Here is a 20,357-nt window from a genome sequence, read left to right as displayed (position 1 = left end):
ACACCCTTATTTAAATTGTTTTTAGGTATTCTGACTCAGAAATAATGGTGTTTTTTAGAACACCAACGCCTTCTACTTCTGTGGTTACAACGTCACCAGGCTTTACATCGGCTAGACCTTCCGGTGTCCCTGTGAAGATCATATCGCCTGGGGTTAATGTCATAATGTCGCTTAAGTAAGCAATCAGATGAGGAATATTAAATACTAAATCCTTGGTGTTCCCTTCTTGCTTCAGCTCACCATTAATATAAGTGCGCAGCATCAAGTTATGAGGGTCTTTAATGTCTTTGGCATCAACGAGATATGGCCCAATTGGTGTGCAAGTGTCACGACTTTTTACGCGCAGGTTAGGGCGGTAGTAATTTTCTAAATAGTCGCGAATAGCGTAGTCGTTACCTACTGTGTAACCGCCAACGTAGTCCATGGCGTCTTCTTTGGAGACGTTTTTGGCTTCTTTGCCGATGACGACAACCAATTCACATTCATAGTGCATGTAATCGACGTTATCAGGACGGTAGGTGTTTTGATCGTGGCCAATTAGCGAGTTTTTATTTTTCAAAAAGACTAAAGGTTCTTCTGGTGCTTTGAAGGAGAGTTCAGCAGCATGGTCGGCATAGTTGATGGCCAAAACGAACATTTTACCTTCGCAAGGTGGTAACCATGTAAATGAACCATCTGCCAAAACGTCACCTTGTTGAGTAACGACTTGATCTTGTTCGTTGATGGTGACATCTAATGTTTTATTGTTAAAAAGTATACGCGCGCTTTTCATGACTGCTTCCTATTCTTGTTCCACTGGATTGGCTAGACGGCCGACGCCTTCGATATCTATCATGACACTGTCACCGGGCTTGATTTCTAATTCCGGTGTGCGCTCGGGCGTACCCGCGATGATGATATCTCCCGCTTCCAGCGTCATAAAACTGCTGATATAGCTCACTATCTCTTCAACCGAATGGATCAATTGATCGGTATTTGTCTCGTGCACTAACGCGTCATTCACAAAGGTCTTGATACTCAAATTATTAGGATGACTGACCGCTGTTTTGTCTATTGTCCATGGACCCATAGGGCAGAAAGTATCGCGGCATTTTGCTTTTACCGCGGGGCGATAGAAGGAGGTTTCAGCCAAGCTCACTTCGTTAACTACGGTAAAACCTTGAACAAAATCTAGAGAGTCACTGGCATTGACGCGAGTTGCTGACTTGCCAATGACGATACCTAACGAAGGGCCAGCATAGATAGCGCCTTTGTCAGTAGGAACCTTGATGCTGCTCGCATATCCGATATGAGTATTATCGGTTTTAATGTGTAAAACAGGCGTTTTAGGAGGGTGAATATGTGGCTTTTCGTTGAACGCTTGCTCCAAAGACTTGGCTAGCGCTTTATTGTTTAGAGCGACGCCTATTACACTGCCAGATGTTGGTGGGAGTATGGTGTCATCTAATCTAATTTCAAAGCTGGCATTCGCTGTTTTGGATACCACTTCATTTGATTCTTTTTGTCTGTAATGAAACATTTTTTTCTTACCAAATGTAGTTAACATGTTAACTATAGTTTCGTAAAAAACATTCCTTGTCAATACACTGTCGATTTTATTGGATGAATTTTCGGAATAGCTCGGCTTGAGATTTGATTTTGAGTTTACGATAGATGTTCTTGCGATGGTTCTTAACCGTTCCTTCCGAAACAAAGCATTTGTCCGCAATAGAAGCCGAAGATAGTCCGGTTAAAATAAGCTCAACGATCTCTTTTTCTCGTTTGGTGAGGTTATGATATTCAAACATAGAGCGGCGAGCATCTAGGTTTTCATGTTCAATCGCTTGGTTTTGTTGTAACTGTCTCCCAACACGCTCATGGGTCAAAATAGCCGCTTTAATAGAGTTAATGCAAGGGATTAGCTCTCGGTTGACCGCTTCAATGGAAGAGCCGTTGTCTTTTGTTGAATAGACGATGCAGATTTTTGTGTCATCGTTTGTGCCGATCACAATGTTTGTTTCATTGCACCAGTCTAATCGTTGATAAAACGTATCGTAGTAAATGGAGTCACGAAAATCATCGTTAACAAGACTGTCTAACGTAAAGAGTTCGGTTGGATCTTTATCACCGCAGATCATGTCATAGACAGGGTCTAGTAAGTACGCTGATTGACAATACACTTCATCAATTTCTGACATTGGATAGCCACCTAAAAAAACAGGATGATGTGTTTTCGAATAGCTAACAATTCTGATGTTAGAAATGGGGTCTAGCTCTTTGATTGAATAGGCGACTTGATCATAGAAGTGGTGCTGACCAATGCCATTGATAAGAGCAGGCAAAGTGTCATAAAGGCTTGAATTTAGCATGTTATGCGCTCCCGTTTATTGTCAGTTATTTGATAGGGCACAGATGGATAATTTCACATCTGCACTAAAAGTCAATCGATGCAAAAGATATTCCATATCTACCTATCCCTGTCTTTTTTAATTAAATGCCTTTCATTGTTGGTAAGTGTGCTTGACATACTATACATGTTAAGTTTAATTTATTTAACATGTTAACTAAATCGATGTCGAGACATTCTCGTTCGGTTCCTTATCAGAAGAGAGAAAAAAATGATTAAGAACTTGATAAACGGCAAATGGGTTGAGAGTAAAGAAACTTTTCAGACTTTTAATCCAGCTACAGGTGAAGTATTGGCTGAAGTAGCTCACGCATCCGATGAGCAGGTGGCTGAAGCGGTTCAAGCAGCCAAAGACGCCTTTCCAGCTTGGGCGGCTATGCCCATTGCAAAGCGCTCAAAAATCATTGAAAAGTTAGGCGACCTTATTGCTGAAAACGTAGAAGAAATCGCTCGACTCGAAACAGCAGACACTGGCTTACCTCTATACCAGACGCTAAATGCATTGATTCCACGTTCATCGAATAACTTCTATTTTTTCGCTGATAAAGCCAAGCAGATGAATGGTCATACGTATCCAGTTGATGACCAAATGTTGAACTACACCTTATATCAACCAACTGGTGTGTGTGCGTTGATTTCGCCATGGAACGTACCTTTCATGACGGGAACATGGAAAACAGCGCCTGCCCTAGCGTTAGGTAACACAGTGGTGATGAAGCAGTCTGAATTATCTCCGTTGACAACAGACTTCCTAGGTCGTTTGTCCATCGAAGCAGGCGTGCCACCAGGTGTTTTCAATATTGTGCATGGTATGGGGGCAACAACAGGTAATGCCATCATCACCAACGACGATGTGGATGCGATTTCTTTCACTGGTGGAACGTCAACAGGCAAACACATTATTGCTAATGCTGGCCTAAAGAAATTCTCTATGGAGTTGGGTGGCAAATCTCCGGTGATGATCTTTGAAGATTGTGACTACGAACGTGCTATGGACGCTGCGGTATTTGGTATTTTCTCGATCAATGGCGAGCGTTGCACAGCAGGTTCTCGTATTTTCGTACAAAAAGGCATTTACGATAAGTTCGCGACGGAATTTGCTGAGCGAGCTAGCAAAATCAGAGTCGGCGATCCGACAGACCTGAATACGCAAGTTGGCTCTCTGATTAGTCAACAACACTTCGACAAGGTGACAGGCTACATTCGTATCGGTATGGAAGAGGGTGCGACATTGATCGCGGGTGGTCCAGATAAGCCTGTGGATGAGTTACCAGATCATCTGAAAGGCGGTCATTTTGTCCGTCCAACCGTATTTCGTGATGTTACTAATGACATGCGTATTGCACGAGAAGAAATTTTTGGGCCGGTTGCTGTGTTGATTCCGTTTGAAGATGAAGCCGATGTGGTCGCCATGGCGAATGACAATGAATATGGCCTAGCGTCTTATCTATGGACGCAAGATGTTGGCAAGGTTCACCGTATCGCGCAAAAAGTAGACGCAGGTATGATGTTTGTAAACTCGCAAAACGTACGTGATCTTCGCACCCCATTTGGCGGTAAAAAAGCGTCAGGTACAGGCCGTGAAGGTGGTGATTACAGCTTTGAAGTTTTCTGTGAACCGAAGAATGTTTGTATCAGCATGGGTTCTCATCATATCCCTAAATGGGGCGTTTAGTTTAAACATTGGCGAGGGCGTTATGTCCTCGCGCTTGTCGGAGCATTCTTATGCCACATTTTGTTTTTGAATATTCTGCCAATCTTGAAGGTCGTTTAGATTTTCAGCCAGTGTTTAAAGCGCTGCATGAATACATAGTTTCTACCGGACACTTTCCTCTTGGTGGTGTGCGTAGTCGAGCGATATGTTGTGATCATTTTCGCGTAGCGGATGGCCGAGATGACTTCGCCTTGATTAATTTAAATTTAAAAATAGGTCATGGACGTAGCATGGAAATACGCCAAGAAGTGGCGGAAAAGGTCTTTGCTATTTTCTGTGAATGGATGAAACCGATCACGGATAACAGTTATTGCCAGATCTCTTTTGAACTGACGGAGCTGGATCCTGTTCTTAAATTTAATAAGAACAATATTCACGGTCTCTTTAAATAGAGCGTGATTGATTAAATAACGATTTCAAATAATTATAAATAGAGGGTAATCGTGATGAACCTTAAAAAGATTTTTTCTATTGCTGTAGCGGCCACTTTGTCCAGTATGACGTTTGCGGAAACGATCCGTGTTGCTAGTTGGCTTCCGCCGACGAATCCAATGAACCAAGTGGTTATTCCTGCTTGGGGGAAAGCCATTTCTGATGCCACTGACGGACGTATTAATGTCGAAATCGTCTATGGTCTGGGCCATCCTAAAACAATGTGGAATTTGGTTGAAGATGGAATAGTGGATGCGAGTTATAGCTACCATGGATACGTTCCAGGGCGTTTTGAATTACCACAAGTTGTAGAACAACCAGGGCTAGGGACGAATGCAGAGGCGGCTTCTTATGCCTTATGGACGACTTATGAAAAGCTTTTTTCTAACTCACACGAATTCGATGGTCTAAAACTACTGGCTTTGTTTACTCATGGCCCAGGTCAAATTCACTCAAATTTTCCGGTCAATGCCATTGATGATCTTAAAGATAAAAAGATCCGCATTGGCGGCGGTGTGCAAAGTATTATTGCTGAAAAATTTCATGTAACGCCAGTCGGTGCGCCTGCACCAAAAGTTTACGAGATGATGCAGCAGGGCGTCATTGATGGTGCATTTTTACCTGCTGTAGAGCAAAAAGTGCTGCGTCTATCCGAAGTGACTAAGTATTTGACCATTTTCCCCGATGGTCTCTACATGGGCAGTTTTTCTATGTTCATGAATCCTTATGTGTTTGAAGATTTAGATAAAGAAGATCAAAAAGCAATTAATGATGCCTCTGGTGAAGTCTTATCTGTGCTAGCGGGTAAAGCGTGGGATGCAAGTGATGCGGCAGGGGTAGAGTCGGCGCGTGAAAATGGCGTCACAGTCACTATTTTGTCTCCAAATGATAAGCTTGTGAAAGATGTTCAAGCCACTTTGTCTGATGCCAGCGCTAGCTGGATAAAAACCGCCGATGACAAGGGTTATGACGGCAGTAACGCGTTGAAATACCTTCGTGATACGGCTCATCAGTATGCAGCTAAGCATGGAGAATAGCCATGTGGTTATCTGCGATGGTTAATAAACACCATAGAGAATTCGGGCTGGTTAAATGGCTGGCCTTTGCTCTTGAAGTGGTGTCGTCATTGGTATTACTAGCTTTGATGTTATTGACTTGTTCCGACGTGATTGGACGTTACGTATTTAACAACTCTATAAATGGTACAACAGAGCTAACTGAGTTGGCTCTTTGTATTATTGTGTTTTGTCAGCTGCCTATCGTAACGCTTACTAGTGCTCATGTGGTGGTGGATATTCTGGATCGTATATTACCGGCAATATTTATGAGAGTAAGCGGTTTAGCTATTAATTTAGCGATTGCAGCAGGTTTTTTCTTTGTGGCAGAGCGTGTCTGGTTTCAAGCTGCTAGGTCATTACGTCGCGGTGTGATGACGGAATTTTTGCATATCCCTGTGGCGTATTTTATCCAGTTTATTTCTATCATGATGTTTGTGACTGCCGTGATTCTTATGCTGAAAGCTTTTTATACTGTGTTTTCAAAAGTGGAGGTGTCTGAGTGATTATTTCTGCTTTTGGTTTTGCCATTCTGCTTGTGCTCATTCTCATTTTTAGAATGCCTATCGCCTTTGCTATGGGAACGGTTGGCATTGTTGGGTTTGGTTATTTGCAAGGTTTGAGTTTCGATAATCTGTTTGATTTTCGTTGGACCGGAGCTTTAGCCCTTGCGACAAACCGTATTATCGATACTTCACAAGAATATGGGTTGTCTGTCATACCGCTGTTCATCTTGATGGGCAACTTTGTGACGAAAGCAAACTTATCGGGTGAATTATATAAAGCGTCCAATGCGTTTTTGGGGCATCGTAAGGGTGGTCTAGCAATGGCAACGATTGTGGCTTGCGGTGGTTTTTCGGCGATTTGTGGTTCGAGTTTAGCAACATCAGCAACTATGGCAAAAGTCGCTATGCCGCCGATGAGAAAATATGGCTACAGTGACGGCTTAGCCAGCGCTTCTATTGCAGCGGGTTCTACACTCGGTATTTTGATTCCGCCTAGTGTTATTTTGTTGATGTATGGGTTGTTAACCGAGACCAGTATTCGAGAGCTATTTGCCGCTGGTTTTTTACCAGGAATACTTGGGATTTTGTTGTATTTGGTTGCGGTAAGGTATGTGGTTTGGCGTCACCCAGAAAAAGGGCCGAGTGCTGAGCGCACCGGTCTTGCTGAACGGCTACAGGCGTTGAAAAATGTCTGGGGTGTTTTAGTCTTATTCATGGTTGTGATGGGGGGGATTTATCTTGGTATCTTCACTCCTTCAGAAGCGGCTGGTGTCGGTGCAGGAGGGGCTTTTTTAATTGCTTTAATGCGTAAATCACTGACTGTAGAAGCGATTTTTCATGCATTAATTGATACAGGTAGAACCACAGCCATGTTGTTTTCGGTATTAATCGGCGCCTTAATCTTTTCTGATTTTATTACCATTGCCGGTTTACCCGCAGAATTACTGGCCTTTGTACAAAGTTTTAATCTTTCTGCATTTGGTGTCATTTTAATTATTATCGCTATTTATTTAGTGCTAGGAATGGTATTTGAAAGTTTATCAATGATTCTTTTGACGGTTCCTATTTTTTACCCTTTGGTACAAAGCCTAGGTTTTGATTTGGTCTGGTTTGGCATCGTGGTGGTTGTGGTGACAGAAATCAGTCTTATTACGCCGCCAGTAGGGATGAATGTATTTGTGTTGAGCGCTGTATTAAAAGATGTAAAAGCCGGAACGATCTTTAAAGGCATTACGCCATTTTGGTGTGCCGATATGGTCCGACTTGGCTTAATTGTGGTCTTTTCATCTGTCGCTCTTTTCCTACCAGAACTGTTATATAGATAAACACTATTTTGGAGATTTACTATGGGTAAGTTAGCTCTTGCTGCAAAAATAACACATGTGCCATCTATGTATCTTTCGGAGCTTGATGGCCCTCAAAAAGGCTTTCGTCAGGCCGCTATAGACGGTCACCTTGAAATTTCAAAGCGCTGTCGTGAACTTGGAGTGGATACCATTGTTGTATTTGATACACATTGGTTGGTTAATGCGAACTATCACATTAACTGTGCGCCACACTGGGAAGGGGTTTATACCAGTAATGAACTGCCACACTTTATTAATAATATGCCATACAGCCTCGATGGTAACCCAGAGTTAGGTCGTATCATTGCTAAGGTGTGTAATGAACAGGGTGTTGAAACCATGGCGCACGATGCGACGACATTAGCGCCTGAATACGGCGCGCTAGTGCCAATGCGTTATATGAATCCAGACCAGCATTTCAAGTGTATATCCGTCTCGGCGTTATTAACGGTTCATTACTTAAATGATTCGGCGCGTTTGGGATGGGCTATCCGTGAGGCGATTGAAAAACACTACGACGGTACTGTCGCTATTTTGGCCAGTGGCTCGTTATCCCATCGTTTTGCTCAAAACGGTCAAGCGCCAGGTTTCTCTACCAAAGTATGGAGCCCATTTCTTGAGAGCCTAGATCACCGAGTCGTTGAAATGTGGGAAAACGCAGAGTGGAAAACATTCTGTGAGATGCTTCCTGAATACGCGGCAAAAGGCCATGGAGAAGGATTCATGCATGATACGGCTATGTTGCTAGGGGCGCTCGGTTGGTCGGATTACGATCAAAAAGTGGAGGTTATCACGCCTTACTTTGGTAGCTCTGGCACGGGACAAATTAACGCTATTTTCCCTGTGTCTCCGCAAACTGGCGATGCAGTCCCAAAACCTCAAGCTTCTGTGGAAAATGGTACTTTTGTTTATGGCGCTAGCCGTCTGTAAGAAAAATCCGCTTTAAATGGCTGAATCGAAGTGTCGATCAGCCATTTTTTTGCTGTGGAGCGTATCGTTATTCTAAAGAGCATCGTGGTATTCGTGAAATCGACTCAAATGTCCCTAAGGGGATATATAAACAGTGTTTTTTTGTAGATACGATAAAAATGTTTCGTTTTATCTTCTTTCAGGAGAAGGCGTTTAAATAACCCAAGATAGATAATGCTAGGTAAGGTTTGGTGTTTATTTAAAAGGGAGTTGACGCCATATTAATAATAAATTCTGTCGTGCGATGTAATCTTAATATTGTGGTGATAAGTGGACGCATTTATTTAGTTTAATCACTCGATCTATTTATTCTTCGAAGACGTCATTATTAATATAAAAAATATAAACCATTTTTAGAGTAGGCAGCACTATGAGCGAGAATACTAAAATCGATTTTATTTATCTTTCTGAACCAGACATGATTAAAGCTGGCGTAACGGATATGCCGAGTTGCGTGGATACCATGGAGGAGATGTTTGGACTTTTGTATACGGGCGATTACCGTATGGCAGGCCCCAATAATGATTCGCATGGTGCGATGATTACGTTTCCTGATGAATCCCCTTTTCCTACTATGCCAAAACCAACGGCTGATCGTCGTTTGATGGCGATGCCTGCTTATCTTGGCGGAAATTTTCAGACCTCTGGTGTTAAGTGGTATGGATCAAACATCGCCAATCGAGAGAAAGGTTTACCTCGTTCTATCTTGATGATGATTTTGAATGATATCGATACTGGGGCGCCTTTGGCTTACATGTCCGCTAACTTGCTGTCTGCTTACCGAACGGGGGCTATTCCTGGTGTGGGTGCGCGTTATCTTGCTCGTAAAGATTCAAAAGTCATTGGCTTACTGGGTCCTGGTGTTATGGGTAAGACCACAGTGGCGGCTTTTATCGCCGCGTGTCCTCAAGTTGATACGATTAAAGTGAAAGGTCGTGGGCAGAAAAATCTAGATAGCTTTATTAATTGGGTCAAAGACACCTTCCCTCAGGTCACAACGATTCAAGTAGTGGACAGTGTTGAAGCGGTGGTTCGTGATTCAGACTTGGTTACTTACTGTAATTCTGGCGAAGTGGGTGATCCGTCAACGTACCCAATTGTTAAGCGTGAATGGGTTAAACCAGGGGCTTTTTTAGCGATGCCAGCGAGCTGTAGTTTAGATGATGGCATGGAGCAAAAAGATGTTCGTAAAGTCCTTGATAACACCGGCTTGTATGAGGCGTGGTACGAAGAAGTTCCGAAACCGGCTCATCATGTTATTCCGCTTGTTGGCGTGCGCTGTATGGACATGATTGCTGAAGGCAAGCTGACGCATGATGATATTGAAGACCTTGGCAAAATTGTATATGGCGACTCTCCAGCTCGTCAGAATGATGAAGAGATCATTGTTTTATCTGTTGGCGGTATGCCGGTAGAAGACGTGGCTTGGGCAACCGTGGTTTATCGTAATGCTATCGAAAAAGGCATTGGGGTTTCACTGAACCTTTGGGATGTTCCAGCATTACGTTAATCGGAAATATTTTATTCTCAGTTTAAATATTAGGTAAGACAAAATGGTTAAAATTATTAAAGCAAAGACAGACTCCATATTCGAAGAAAAAGCGAGTTATTCTCGTGTTGTGTCGGTGGATAATTGGATATATGTGTCGAATAGCGCTGGTCGAAACCCTCAGACAAAAGAAATTCCCGAAGATGTGCTTGATCAGTTAGATCAGGTTTTTAGCAATATCGAATTAGCCTTGAAAGCCGTTGACTCTTGTCTTGAGGACATCGTTGTTTCTCGTGTTTTTATCCAAGACCCAGCAGACACGCCGAAGGTTATGGATGCCATAGGGCAAAAATTCAAAGGGGTGAATCCTGCATCGACTGTAACCTGTCCTCCTCTGGGATCAACGGTTTATAAAGTGGAACTAGAAGTTACCGCTTATCGCGGTGCATCCACTGCCAATGTTGAAAACATTACTATCGGTTAATAAATGTGCACTAGGGATGAATAGAAAAAATATCTATCTTCCCTAAATCTTCAGGAAAAAATCATGACAAAAACACTCGAAAGAGTTGAGACTCAAGATCAGCTACCGGACTCAACCAGCGTTGTCATTATCGGAGGTGGCATTGTTGGTCTGACCGCTGCTTTGGCTTTGGCTGAGCGCAATATTCCTGTTGTATTATTGGAAAAAGGTCATGTGGCTGGTGAACAATCTTCACGGAATTTAGGCTGGATTCGTAAAACCAATCGTCATTTACATGATGTTCCATTAGCGCAAGCCGCTGATCGACTTTGGGCAGAGATGCCAAGCCGAGTAGGGCAGGATGTCGGCTACAAAAAAGCTGGCATTATGTTTCTGGCTAAAACTGAAGCACAACTTGCTATGCACCAAGGCTGGTTAAAATCGGTGGAGTCACTTTCGTTAGACTCAAGAATGGTCACTCCTGAAGAAATAACAGAACTGGCTCCCGGTGGTAAAGGGGATTGGCTTGGTGGAGTTTATACTCCTTCGGATGGTTATGCAGAACCTTCTATTGCCGCTTCGGCTATCGCTAAAGCCGCGATTAAAAAAGGGGCGATAATCGTTCAGCAATGCGCGGTACGAACCTTGTCGACTGATGGTGGAAAAGTGACGGGCGTAGTGACAGAGAAAGGGGCGGTTCGCTGCGAGCAAGTGCTTCTAGCTGGCGGCGCTTGGTCTCGACGCTTCTTAGGTAATCTTGGTATTTCATTTCCGACACTGCCTTTAATTTGTTCTGTGTTACGAACGAAACCTATGGACGGGCCAACGGATATTGCGGTGGGCGGGCCAGATTTTTCTTTCCGAAAACACCAAGATGGCGGCTATATCATTACGCAGCGAGGCAAACTTGATGCTCCGGTGACACTTGATCATCTGTTAATTGGTCATAAATATCTTGATCAACTTCGTACTCAACGTAGTTTTTTAAATATTTCTATGGGAAGTTATTTCTTTAAAGACTTGGGCTTATCTCGTCGTTGGAATGCAAAAAATCGCACACCTTTCGAAAAAGTCAGAACCAATGACCCAGAATTTAATGCGGACTTGAATCAGCAAGCTTTAAATAATCTTAGACAGGCTTGGCCCATTTTTGAAAAAGCAGAAATTGCCGAAGCATGGGCTGGAATTATTGATGTCACACCAGATTCTAATCCGGTGATTGATCAGGTTAAATCTATTCCTGGCTTAACCGTCGCAACGGGCTTTTCAGGGCATGGATTTGGCACTGGGCCAGCGGCTGGACAATTAGCGGCCGATTTAATGTCAGGCGTAGAACCTATTATCGATCCAAGCCCTTATCGGTTTGATCGACTTTAGACAGAATACGTTCAGCGTCCGTCTCTTTTATAAATTGTCATTATAAAAAATGGAATGCTCTATACTGAGCATTCCATTTTTTTATGATCTAATCTAACTTCTAGTTAATCAAAAATAGCGCTGTAGATTTTCTTGTGATTTTTTAAGCTATAGTGGCTTTTGACGCTGGTAAAGGTGGATTGATGTATGAAAGTGCATGAGTTAATTCAGCGCTTTATGTAGACACTGAATGAGCCTGTCTCGAACTTTGGCTTTGATTTACCTGCTTTTTCCTCACATTCACCGAATTTTGAATAGCCATCTCTCGCTATTGAATTCGAACATATTGATAGTACGTTGTTCAATAACAGTCAGGACTTTCGAATTCAATGAAGTGTACTTTTATTGCTCTATAATTGGGTAAAAGGCTATCTTTAATGGTAATGAGTCACATTAAACTTCCCTAAGCACAATCTCTCCTTAATTCTTATGAATTCCTCCGACTTTGTAGGCTTAATCTCTCGTGAGTTTACTTATATTATTAGTGTCAAATTTATGACGTCATCCTTATGTTGAGGATTGGTTGAATCCAATTAAGCAACGAGAGAGCTTCTTTTGAAACTATTTTTTACTTCTTTATCTCATGTGCGTGCCAATTCCTTTTGGCTGATAAAACAATCTTTATTTGCGTCTCTATTAATTAACTTAATAGGGCATGCACAAGCGGAAGAGTCGGATGTTAAGGTCGATTCTGTTCCTGTGGCTGAAAACGTTCAATTAGAGCAAGAGTCAAAAGGGTATGCTTTTTCAAATCAGACGGTTATTGAGCTGGCGAAAAAATTGGCCCAATCCCCAATGAAGCCTGCCGAGAAAGCGCCGCCAGCGTTGACCGATATGGATTATCCCACTTATCGACAAATTAATTTCCAGCAAAACCAAGCTGTGTGGGGAAATACGCCAACAAAATTTTCCGTCCAACTGTTCGCTCCCGGTTTTATCTTTAAAGATTTGGTCTCTATCGATGTGGTGGAAAACGGCCGTGCTTTTCCTTTGAATGTGTCGTCGGATTCCTTTACTACTCCTAATGCCGAGATTAGTAAGTTGATATCTCAGGTTGGTAAATACGCAGGTTTACGTTTGCACTACCCGATTAATAACGCAGATACCAATGATGAATTTGTTGTTTTTCAAGGGGCGAGCTATTTCCGTGCGATTTCCAAAGGTCAGTCTTATGGTTTGTCGGCCCGCGGTTTGGCGGTAGATGTTGCCCAACCTAAAGGTGAAGAGTTCCCAATGTTCAAACAGTTTTGGATTGAACGTCCATCTTCAAGCCAAGATGCCATTGTGGTTCATGCTCTGCTAGACAGTAAAAGCGTTACGGGGGCTTATCGTTTCGGTATTTATCCAGGGAAGCCGACTCATATCGATGTAAAAGCCACCTTGTTTCCGCGAGTAGATTTAAAAAATGCTGGTATTGCTCCTCTAACGTCTATGTTCATGTACGACAGTTCGTTGGATGCTTCCGATATACCTGATTACCGTACTGCGGTTCATGATTCGGATGGATTACAGATTTTAACAGGCAAAGATGAGATGCTTTGGCGTCCTCTGAATAACCCAAAATCGTTACAAATAAGCGCTTTTAGCGATACCTCTCCAAAAGGTTTTGGGCTGATTCAGCGTCATCGTAAGTTCGAGGATTATCAAGATCTAGAAGCCAGCTACCACACTCGTCCTTCTGCTTGGATTAAACCAATGAATGACTGGGGCGCTGGGCATGTAGAACTGGTGGAAATTCCGTCTAACGCCGAGACCAATGACAATATTGTTGCTTATTGGCAGCCTAAAGAGGGGCTTAAGAAGGGCGAATCATACACTTATAAATATTTGATGACTTGGTCTAACGATACGCCTGTGTCATTGGATTACCCTCGTGTGGTCCGTAGCGCCAAAGGGGTGAAGTTGTTCAAGACAAACCCAGAGGTGGTGATTGATTTCAATAAAATGCCGGATGTTAATGTCGATGATCTGACAATTGATGCCAGTATTAGCAAAGGAAAAATTCTCGAAGCGATAGCTGTCAAAAATCCTCATAAAAAAGGTGTCCGTGTTTACGTCTCTTTTGATCCTCAAGATACGGATTTGGCTGAGTTAAGAGTTCAACTTAAACAGGGAGATACCGCCGTTGCACCGACTTGGCTGTATCGTTGGATGAAGGAATAATCATGTTATTAAAGGATAGCGCTACAAAATTGGCATTGCCGCAAACTTCACCGTTGGATATGCCTCGTCATACTGTTGATGAAGCCCCTCAAGTTCGTAAAAAAAGGCTGCAAGGGTTTGCAATAACAACGCTGCTTTCGCGCTTGTTTGTTTTAGTGATTACTGCTGGATTGTCTTGGTATGGCGCCACTGAAATGTACAGTGTGCTGAATACCAATGCGATTGCGGGTCTACAGTGGGCGTTCTTGGTATTATTTTGTATCAACTTTACGTGGATTTCCTTTGCGTTTTCCCAAGCGACACTGGGGTTGCTTTTTCAGCTATGGCCCTTTTCACACACTCGAAAAGAGCAAGAGGTAGAAGGCGTTACGGCTATTTTATTGCCTGTCTATAACGAAGATCCTTTGCGCATTCGTGCCAATATCCAAGCCATGCACGAAGACCTGATGAAACAGGCTCCGGGCAAATTTGCATTCTTTATTTTAAGTGATACTAACAGAGCGGATGCTTGGATTGCGGAGGAGCAAGCGTTTCGTCCTTTGCTTAATGATGATGCGGCGGCTTGTCCTATTTATTATCGTCGTCGTTATAACAATGCTGAACGTAAGGCAGGTAACATTGCAGAATGGGTGACCGGTTACGGCGGTGATTATGAATGCATGATAGTGCTGGACGCGGATAGTTTGATGGGCGCGGATTGCTTGATCTCACTGACCCGTCGGATGGCGGCAGAACCAGGTTTGGGTTTAATTCAAACTTTACCAACCATCATTCGTGCCAACACATTATATAGTCGTATTCAGCAGTTTGCTAACCATTGCTTTGGTCCTATTTATGCCTCTGGTTTAGCGGCTTGGCATGGTTACTCTTCTAACTTCTGGGGACATAACGCCATTATTCGCACCAAAGCCTTTGCCGATGCGTGTGGTTTGCCTGTTTTAGAAGGCAAAGCGCCTTTCGGTGGTCATGTAATGAGTCATGACTTTATGGAGGCGGCATTATTGCGTCGTGCGGGTTGGGGCGTGCGTTTTGATACCGACTTAAAAGCGTCTTATGAAGAAGCGCCACCATCGCTGGTGGATGTGATAGTGCGTGATCGTCGCTGGTGTCAGGGTAACTTGCAGCACAAAGCCTTTGTATTCGCGAGAGGCTTCCACTTTGCAACTCGCTTGCATTTGATGTCTGGCATCATGTCTTACCTAAGCGCCGTTTTTTGGCTGATGTTGATAGTGGTTGGTTTTGCCTTGGCGGTTCAGGCCTATTTTGTTCGCCCTGAGTATTTTGCTAATCCATCCTTGTTTCCAACTTGGCCGGTATTTGATTTTGAAAAAGCGCGGTCTTTGTTTGTTTTGTCTATGGCCTTGGTGCTAGCCCCTAAAGTGTATGGTTGGTTGGCGGCTATGTTGAACTTTCGTCGTTGCATGCAATTTGGCGGGCCCATATTACTGACTTTCAGTACTTTGATAGAAACCGTGTTGTCGGCGTTGTATGCGCCTATTCTGATGTTGTCTCAATTTCAAGTGGTTTACGATGTTTTTAAAGGTCGCGACAGTGGCTGGAAACCTCAATCTCGTGATGATGGCGCAACGTCTTGGAAAGTCGCTGCTCGAGCGCACTGCAGCCATACTTTGCTGGGTATTGGGCTTGCTGGTGGTGCTTTATTCTTAAGTAAGGAGCTTTTTTACTGGTCCTTGCCAATTAGTTTTGGCTTAATCTTGTCTATTCCTTTGTCATGGTTAAGTGGTGGTGCAAAACGCGGTAATGTGATTCATCACCTAGGCTTGATGCGTGCACCGGAAGAGAAACGTCCTCACCCAATTATTGATATGCAAAGTCGCTATGATGCCTCACAAAGTGAATTAAGCTTTGATAGCGCTGCATCTTCTCTAAAGCGATTGTCATCTGATTCGGCGTTGTTTTACTGGCATTTAGCTCAAATGCCAGAAGATGAACCAAACAAAGAATTTTGCCGCGCATGGATATGTGCCGAATGGCAGATCATCAACAGCGACAACATTCAAAGCTTGCTAGATCATCTTAATGAGAAAGAGTGTCTTGCTATCTTGCAACACCGAGAGCTGATGGCGGCAATGGAAAAATATTTGCCAGAAGATAAGCAGCTAAGCGAACAGACAGAAGAGTTTGTATTGGCTTAGGCTGACTAAGCTTAAATTTCGAATTCGGCGTAAAGAGAGTATTTTCTTTGCGTCGTTTTTTTATGTTACGGGTAATTGTATGGAGGGAATCCATTTAACGGGAATTCCCTCGTTATTTTGGGTTGTTTACTCAAAAGCTCATCATAACTATCTAGATTATCTGGTGATGATCTCACAATCACCACTGACAGAATGGTATTTTTGTATTTCAGAGCATTTTACAAGGGCTGTCAGCCTTATGAAATTATTAAAAGGCATTTTATTCTTTGTTTGTTAATTCAGAAAAGACTTGCTGAGTGATTGTTTTGAAAGATTCAAAGGCGAATTGTTCTTTTAAAGAATCAGCACACATAATGTAGATATTTCGTTCTATCGGAATAACATCTTCTAAATTGATTTCCTTCACTGAATAACCGTCTTTAATCACAGAAACAGGGAAATGGGGTAGAGCGGCTAAGTATCGACCGGTAGACAGCATTTTCATGATCATGATTGCATCATTCCTAAAGATCACTTTTGTTCTTGTGCTGTGGATACCATAGGATGTGAGCATCTCAGTTGTTTGTTTCTCGAAATACGAGGCAATGCCTAGACTAAGCCAATCAAGCTCGTAAAAATCTTCAATTTGAAGGTTTTTCTTGTTTGCGAGTGGATGACTTTCTCCACAAAAAATGCCGATTCTATCCTCAATAATGAGTTCACGATGTAAGTTTTTAGTTATTTTATCCGCAGGCTGCGGTGCAATAATAATATCGAATTGATCATCCATTAAGCCTTCTAAGGCGATTGAAGGGTTTAGGCAAGTAACTGTCATTGCAATATCTGGTTGTTCAGCCAGCATTCTTTCAATAATGGCCGGTAATATCTCCATCGCAAGTAATGATCCTGTGGCTATTCGTAAATTGTGCTTGATACCTAATTTGTAGCGAGAGATTTGTTCTTTTGCTGAGCTAAGTCTGCGGGTAATAGCTCGGCCTTCTCTGGCTAAAGATTCACCAATAGGCGTGCTTGAAACACCAAAACGACTTCTGGTAAATAGCTGTGCACCAGCCTGCATTTCAAGGGTAGCCATTGCTCTTGTTAAAGTGGGTTGTGCAATATTTAGATGTTCTGAAGCTGCGGTAATAGACCCCTTTTCTAGAATGACAGATAAATAAATAAGATGTTTTGATTCCATTAGTTGGGACCTATAAAGACTTTTTTAAATTGTTATTTTATTTGATCAGCTGGAAAGCTAGCACATTCATTGAAAATACGCGCACTACAATGACGACACTTTTCTTTATTGATATGTTCTAAAATCCCTGTGATGGCGTCTTTTGTATTATTGGTTAGATAAGCTGATAGAAAAGATTTGAATACTGGCATGGACCTAATCTCATCTAAGACGGTGCCTTTTAGGGAGCAAATCCTGACACAGCCACCTAACTTTTCAATTCGTGCTATTTCGGACTCGAGTAAATGGACACCTGAAGCATCCATAAAATTGATGCCTTTGGCAACAATGATGAGATGCTTTGTCCCATCCTTACTGAATTTGCTGATTTCTTTTTGTACATAATCCACAGAGCCAAAATACAAGGACCCATCAATGCGGATGATTTTTACTTGTGGACAAACGGCCAGAGAGTAGCGATGAATATTTCGGATGATTCTGTGTTCTGCGTCTTGTATCGGAGCAACCTCGATGAGTCTAGGTCTTGAGGTTCTGCGCAGGTAAAAAACAATGGACAAAATAATACCTACATAGATAGCAAGCTCTAATTGTATAAAAAGTGTTGACAGAAAAGTGCCTGATAGAATGATGGCTTCTGCGTGGCTGAGTTTTAGAGTCTCGATGATTTCTTTTCTATTAATTAAATTCCAAGCAATTAATAGTACGCTGCCAGCCATTGCAGGAAGTGATAAATAGGAGGTGGCCGTTGGGATGAACGCAATCACGATAGCCACAATAATGGCGGCATACACCGCAGAAAGAGGGCTAACTGCTCCGGCGTCGTAATTGGCACCAGATCGTGTGAAAGAGCCAGAGCTTGGATAACAGGAGAAAAAACCACCGACTAAATTCGACATTCCTTGCCCAACAAATTCTTGATTGCCATCAATTATCTGTTTCGATCGGACTGAAATAGCACGAGCTATCGATACGGCTTCAATTAGCCCAAGTAATGCCACTGCAAAAGCGCCTGGAAATAGGTTATGAATACGTGAAGATGAAAAATCAGGTAAAGATAACTGGGGTAAGGTCCCCAGCATACTTTGTACCATGGCAACCCCATGAGCTTGGCCATCTAGCAATAAGCAGATGATGCTACCAAACACCATGCCTATTAATAAATTGGGGAGTTTTTTGTTGATAAGTTTGATCAGCAATGACGTGATTAAAGTAGCGATACCTATTATCAAAGCGTAGACATTCAGTTCACTAAAGTGTTCAACGAGAGCCGCTACTTCCTCGATGAATGATAGGTTTGATGCCAATTTGATCCCTAAAAAGTGCTTTATTTGGCTGGTGGCAATGAGTATGGCTGCGCCAGTAGTAAAGCCAATAATTACGGTATGAGAAATAAAATTGACCAAGGCTCCTAGTCGAAGAGCACCTAAAGAAAACTGCATCAGGCCTGTAAGAAATGAAAGAGTCACGACTATGGTCATTTGTTCTGCGACGGAGGAATAGCCTATTTGTTGTACAACAGAGGCGACAACAATGGATAAAGCCGCTGTGGGACCTGAAATCATATGAAAGGAGCTGCCAAAGAGGGCTGCAACAGACGCCGAAACAATGGCTGTATATAGCCCAATTTCAGGAGGTAACCCCGCTATGTATGCGTAAGCAATACCTTGGGGGAGGACTAATACAGCCCCTGTGATGCCGGCCATCAGATCTTTTTTAAATGTAGCGGGTGTTTGTTGTTGAGCCCAAGAAAAGAAAGGAAATAAGACCGACAAGATGGCTTGAAGCATGATGATTCCATTAGGTAGAAAAGGGTTGATCTGGGTTCTTTGAGTCTGTAATAAATGCTTTTTTTATAGATGATAAAACATAAAGTTTTATTATTAAAATGATAAATCAGATATCCAATCAATCATTAATGGATATCATGCTGAAATTTAGTATTCATTAATGATTGATTAATCTCTTAAAATGGTATTTTACGGATATAAAAATAGAAGGTAGATTGATGAGATAGCTAGACAAAAAAAATAACATCGAGCCGGAGAACAAAATGTATAACCCTAGAAAACTTCTAAAAAATGGATTGTGTGCTGTTAGTGTCGTATTCGCGAGCTCTTTTATTGCTTCGACCGCTCATGCAGAGCAAATTGGTATGGAATCGGCTACGCCTAACAGTATCCTTGGTATGTTTCCTCAAGCCATGGCGCCTTATTGGTCTAAGCAAGGTGTTGATATTCAATTATCTCTTAATCAGACATTAACCAAATCACTTTTGAAAATTGGACAGGGGAGTTTGGACTCGGCCGTTATTCCTCCATTAGCCTTCACAGCTATGCAAAAGGGTGTAGGACCATATGCAAGGATGGCAGATAAAGCGAAGGCTTTGTCTAAGAATGTACGAGGATTATTTACTTTACCAGGTAGTTATTATCATGCCATTACTCGAGCTGACTCGGGTATTAATACTTGGGCTGATGCAAGAGGCAAGCGAGTTTTTATTGGGCCGCCAGCAGGTGCCGCTAACTCGCAAATTATGAGTCTTGCTGCGGCAGGTGGGCTTGCTGAAGGTGAATATGAAGCCATTAAAGCGCCTTGGGGAGCGGCTGCACAAAGTTATCAGGATGGACAATTTGATGTGTTTGTCGGGACTTTTAGTTTAGGTTCTCAATCACTAGCGGAGCTCAGTCTCTCGAATGATATTCGACTGCTCGGCGTTCCAGGAGCGAAAATGATTCCGCCTAAAGGTCTAGGGATGCAGGCAGCTGAGATTCCAGCGAATACTTACCCAGGTCAGGTGAATGAACAATCCGTTTTGACTTGGCAGACTATAATGATGATGGCTGTGAAAAAAGACCTTTCTGATGATATTGCTTACACGTTAACAAAGGAGTTTGTTGAGAACCGTTTAGCATTGGCAAAATCAAATCCCCTTTTTAATGATCTGCTAACGACTGATTATTTTGTCGGCGTTAATGCACCTCTTCACCCAGGGGCTGTACGTTATTATCGAGAAGCAGGAATTGCTATTCCAAAAGAGTTATTGCCTTCACAGTCGTAATCGCTCTTCGGTATTTTTTATGTAATT

Annotated in this window: 17 protein-coding genes; 12 read left to right on the top strand and 5 right to left on the bottom strand. The window is 42.6% G+C overall.

All coding sequences use genetic code 11. The features are described 5' to 3' along the window. Window positions 1-10: 10 nt before the first annotated feature. The 3 genes from KDW99_RS14275 to KDW99_RS14265 all read right to left on the bottom strand — a co-directional run bounded on the left by KDW99_RS14275 (window position 11) and on the right by KDW99_RS14265 (window position 2,348). A complete protein-coding gene (locus tag KDW99_RS14275; RefSeq protein ID WP_255825666.1) occupies window positions 11-772 on the bottom strand; it encodes a fumarylacetoacetate hydrolase family protein in 762 nt (253 codons plus the stop codon). Window positions 773-781: 9 nt separating this feature from the next. Then, window positions 782-1,519 carry a fumarylacetoacetate hydrolase family protein gene (locus KDW99_RS14270; RefSeq protein WP_255825665.1) on the bottom strand — a complete coding sequence of 246 codons (738 nt, stop codon included), beginning with the start codon at window positions 1,517-1,519 and terminating at the stop codon, window positions 782-784. A gap of 76 nt (window positions 1,520-1,595) precedes the next feature. Then, window positions 1,596-2,348, bottom strand: a complete 753-nt coding sequence (locus KDW99_RS14265) for a helix-turn-helix domain-containing protein (protein ID WP_255825664.1) — start codon at window positions 2,346-2,348, stop codon at window positions 1,596-1,598. A gap of 249 nt (window positions 2,349-2,597) precedes the next feature. Here KDW99_RS14265 and hpaE point away from each other — a divergent pair, with 249 nt between their 5' ends. The 11 genes from hpaE to mdoH all read left to right on the top strand — a co-directional run bounded on the left by hpaE (window position 2,598) and on the right by mdoH (window position 16,095). Further along, complete coding sequence (hpaE, locus tag KDW99_RS14260; protein ID WP_255825663.1) at window positions 2,598-4,061, top strand: 5-carboxymethyl-2-hydroxymuconate semialdehyde dehydrogenase; 1,464 nt, start codon at window positions 2,598-2,600, stop codon at window positions 4,059-4,061. A 50-nt stretch (window positions 4,062-4,111) separates the two neighbouring features. Continuing rightward, window positions 4,112-4,492, top strand: coding sequence for a 5-carboxymethyl-2-hydroxymuconate Delta-isomerase (locus KDW99_RS14255; RefSeq protein ID WP_255825662.1), 381 nt, complete (start codon window positions 4,112-4,114; stop codon window positions 4,490-4,492). 54 nt (window positions 4,493-4,546) lie between these two features. Continuing rightward, window positions 4,547-5,569 (top strand): TRAP transporter substrate-binding protein, encoded by a 1,023-nt coding sequence (locus KDW99_RS14250; RefSeq protein ID WP_255825661.1) that lies wholly within the window; start codon window positions 4,547-4,549, stop codon window positions 5,567-5,569. A 2-nt stretch (window positions 5,570-5,571) separates the two neighbouring features. Next, the gene (locus KDW99_RS14245) at window positions 5,572-6,093 is read left to right on the top strand and encodes a TRAP transporter small permease (protein ID WP_255825660.1); all 522 of its coding nucleotides are present in this window, start codon (window positions 5,572-5,574) and stop codon (window positions 6,091-6,093) included. Continuing rightward, the gene (locus KDW99_RS14240) at window positions 6,090-7,418 is read left to right on the top strand and encodes a TRAP transporter large permease (RefSeq protein ID WP_255825659.1); all 1,329 of its coding nucleotides are present in this window, start codon (window positions 6,090-6,092) and stop codon (window positions 7,416-7,418) included. The genes KDW99_RS14245 and KDW99_RS14240 overlap by 4 nt, the downstream gene beginning before the upstream one ends. A gap of 21 nt (window positions 7,419-7,439) precedes the next feature. Then, a complete protein-coding gene (gene hpaD, locus KDW99_RS14235; RefSeq protein WP_255825658.1) occupies window positions 7,440-8,369 on the top strand; it encodes a 3,4-dihydroxyphenylacetate 2,3-dioxygenase in 930 nt (309 codons plus the stop codon). A 409-nt stretch (window positions 8,370-8,778) separates the two neighbouring features. Beyond that, complete coding sequence (locus KDW99_RS14230; RefSeq protein WP_255825657.1) at window positions 8,779-9,918, top strand: tyramine oxidase subunit B; 1,140 nt, start codon at window positions 8,779-8,781, stop codon at window positions 9,916-9,918. A 43-nt stretch (window positions 9,919-9,961) separates the two neighbouring features. Next, window positions 9,962-10,381: a Rid family hydrolase gene (locus KDW99_RS14225; protein ID WP_255825656.1), complete on the top strand. Its 420-nt coding sequence runs from the start codon at window positions 9,962-9,964 to the stop codon at window positions 10,379-10,381. 63 nt (window positions 10,382-10,444) lie between these two features. After that, window positions 10,445-11,737 carry an NAD(P)/FAD-dependent oxidoreductase gene (locus tag KDW99_RS14220; RefSeq protein ID WP_255825655.1) on the top strand — a complete coding sequence of 431 codons (1,293 nt, stop codon included), beginning with the start codon at window positions 10,445-10,447 and terminating at the stop codon, window positions 11,735-11,737. 594 nt (window positions 11,738-12,331) lie between these two features. After that, window positions 12,332-13,939: a glucan biosynthesis protein G gene (locus tag KDW99_RS14215; RefSeq protein WP_255825654.1), complete on the top strand. Its 1,608-nt coding sequence runs from the start codon at window positions 12,332-12,334 to the stop codon at window positions 13,937-13,939. 2 nt (window positions 13,940-13,941) lie between these two features. Further along, the gene (mdoH, locus tag KDW99_RS14210; protein ID WP_255825653.1) at window positions 13,942-16,095 is read left to right on the top strand and encodes a glucans biosynthesis glucosyltransferase MdoH; all 2,154 of its coding nucleotides are present in this window, start codon (window positions 13,942-13,944) and stop codon (window positions 16,093-16,095) included. Window positions 16,096-16,354: 259 nt separating this feature from the next. Here the strand turns inward: mdoH and KDW99_RS14205 are convergent, their stop codons facing one another. Together KDW99_RS14205 and KDW99_RS14200 are read right to left on the bottom strand one after the other, a co-directional pair. Next, window positions 16,355-17,272, bottom strand: a complete 918-nt coding sequence (locus KDW99_RS14205) for a LysR family transcriptional regulator (protein WP_255825652.1) — start codon at window positions 17,270-17,272, stop codon at window positions 16,355-16,357. A 32-nt stretch (window positions 17,273-17,304) separates the two neighbouring features. Further along, window positions 17,305-19,059, bottom strand: coding sequence for a SulP family inorganic anion transporter (locus tag KDW99_RS14200; protein WP_255825650.1), 1,755 nt, complete (start codon window positions 19,057-19,059; stop codon window positions 17,305-17,307). A 263-nt stretch (window positions 19,060-19,322) separates the two neighbouring features. On the opposite strand from KDW99_RS14200, the gene KDW99_RS14195 reads away from it, so the two are divergent. Beyond that, on the top strand, window positions 19,323-20,330 hold the full coding sequence (locus KDW99_RS14195; RefSeq protein ID WP_255825648.1) for a TAXI family TRAP transporter solute-binding subunit: 1,008 nt from the start codon (window positions 19,323-19,325) through the stop codon (window positions 20,328-20,330). Window positions 20,331-20,357 lie beyond the last annotated feature (27 nt).

The organism is Marinomonas rhizomae, assembly GCF_024397855.1.
GTDB classification, from domain to species: Bacteria; Pseudomonadota; Gammaproteobacteria; order Pseudomonadales; family Marinomonadaceae; genus Marinomonas; species Marinomonas rhizomae_A.
The sequence above is the reverse complement of the archived record's forward strand: the minus strand, read 5'-3'. Positions and strand labels throughout refer to the sequence as shown.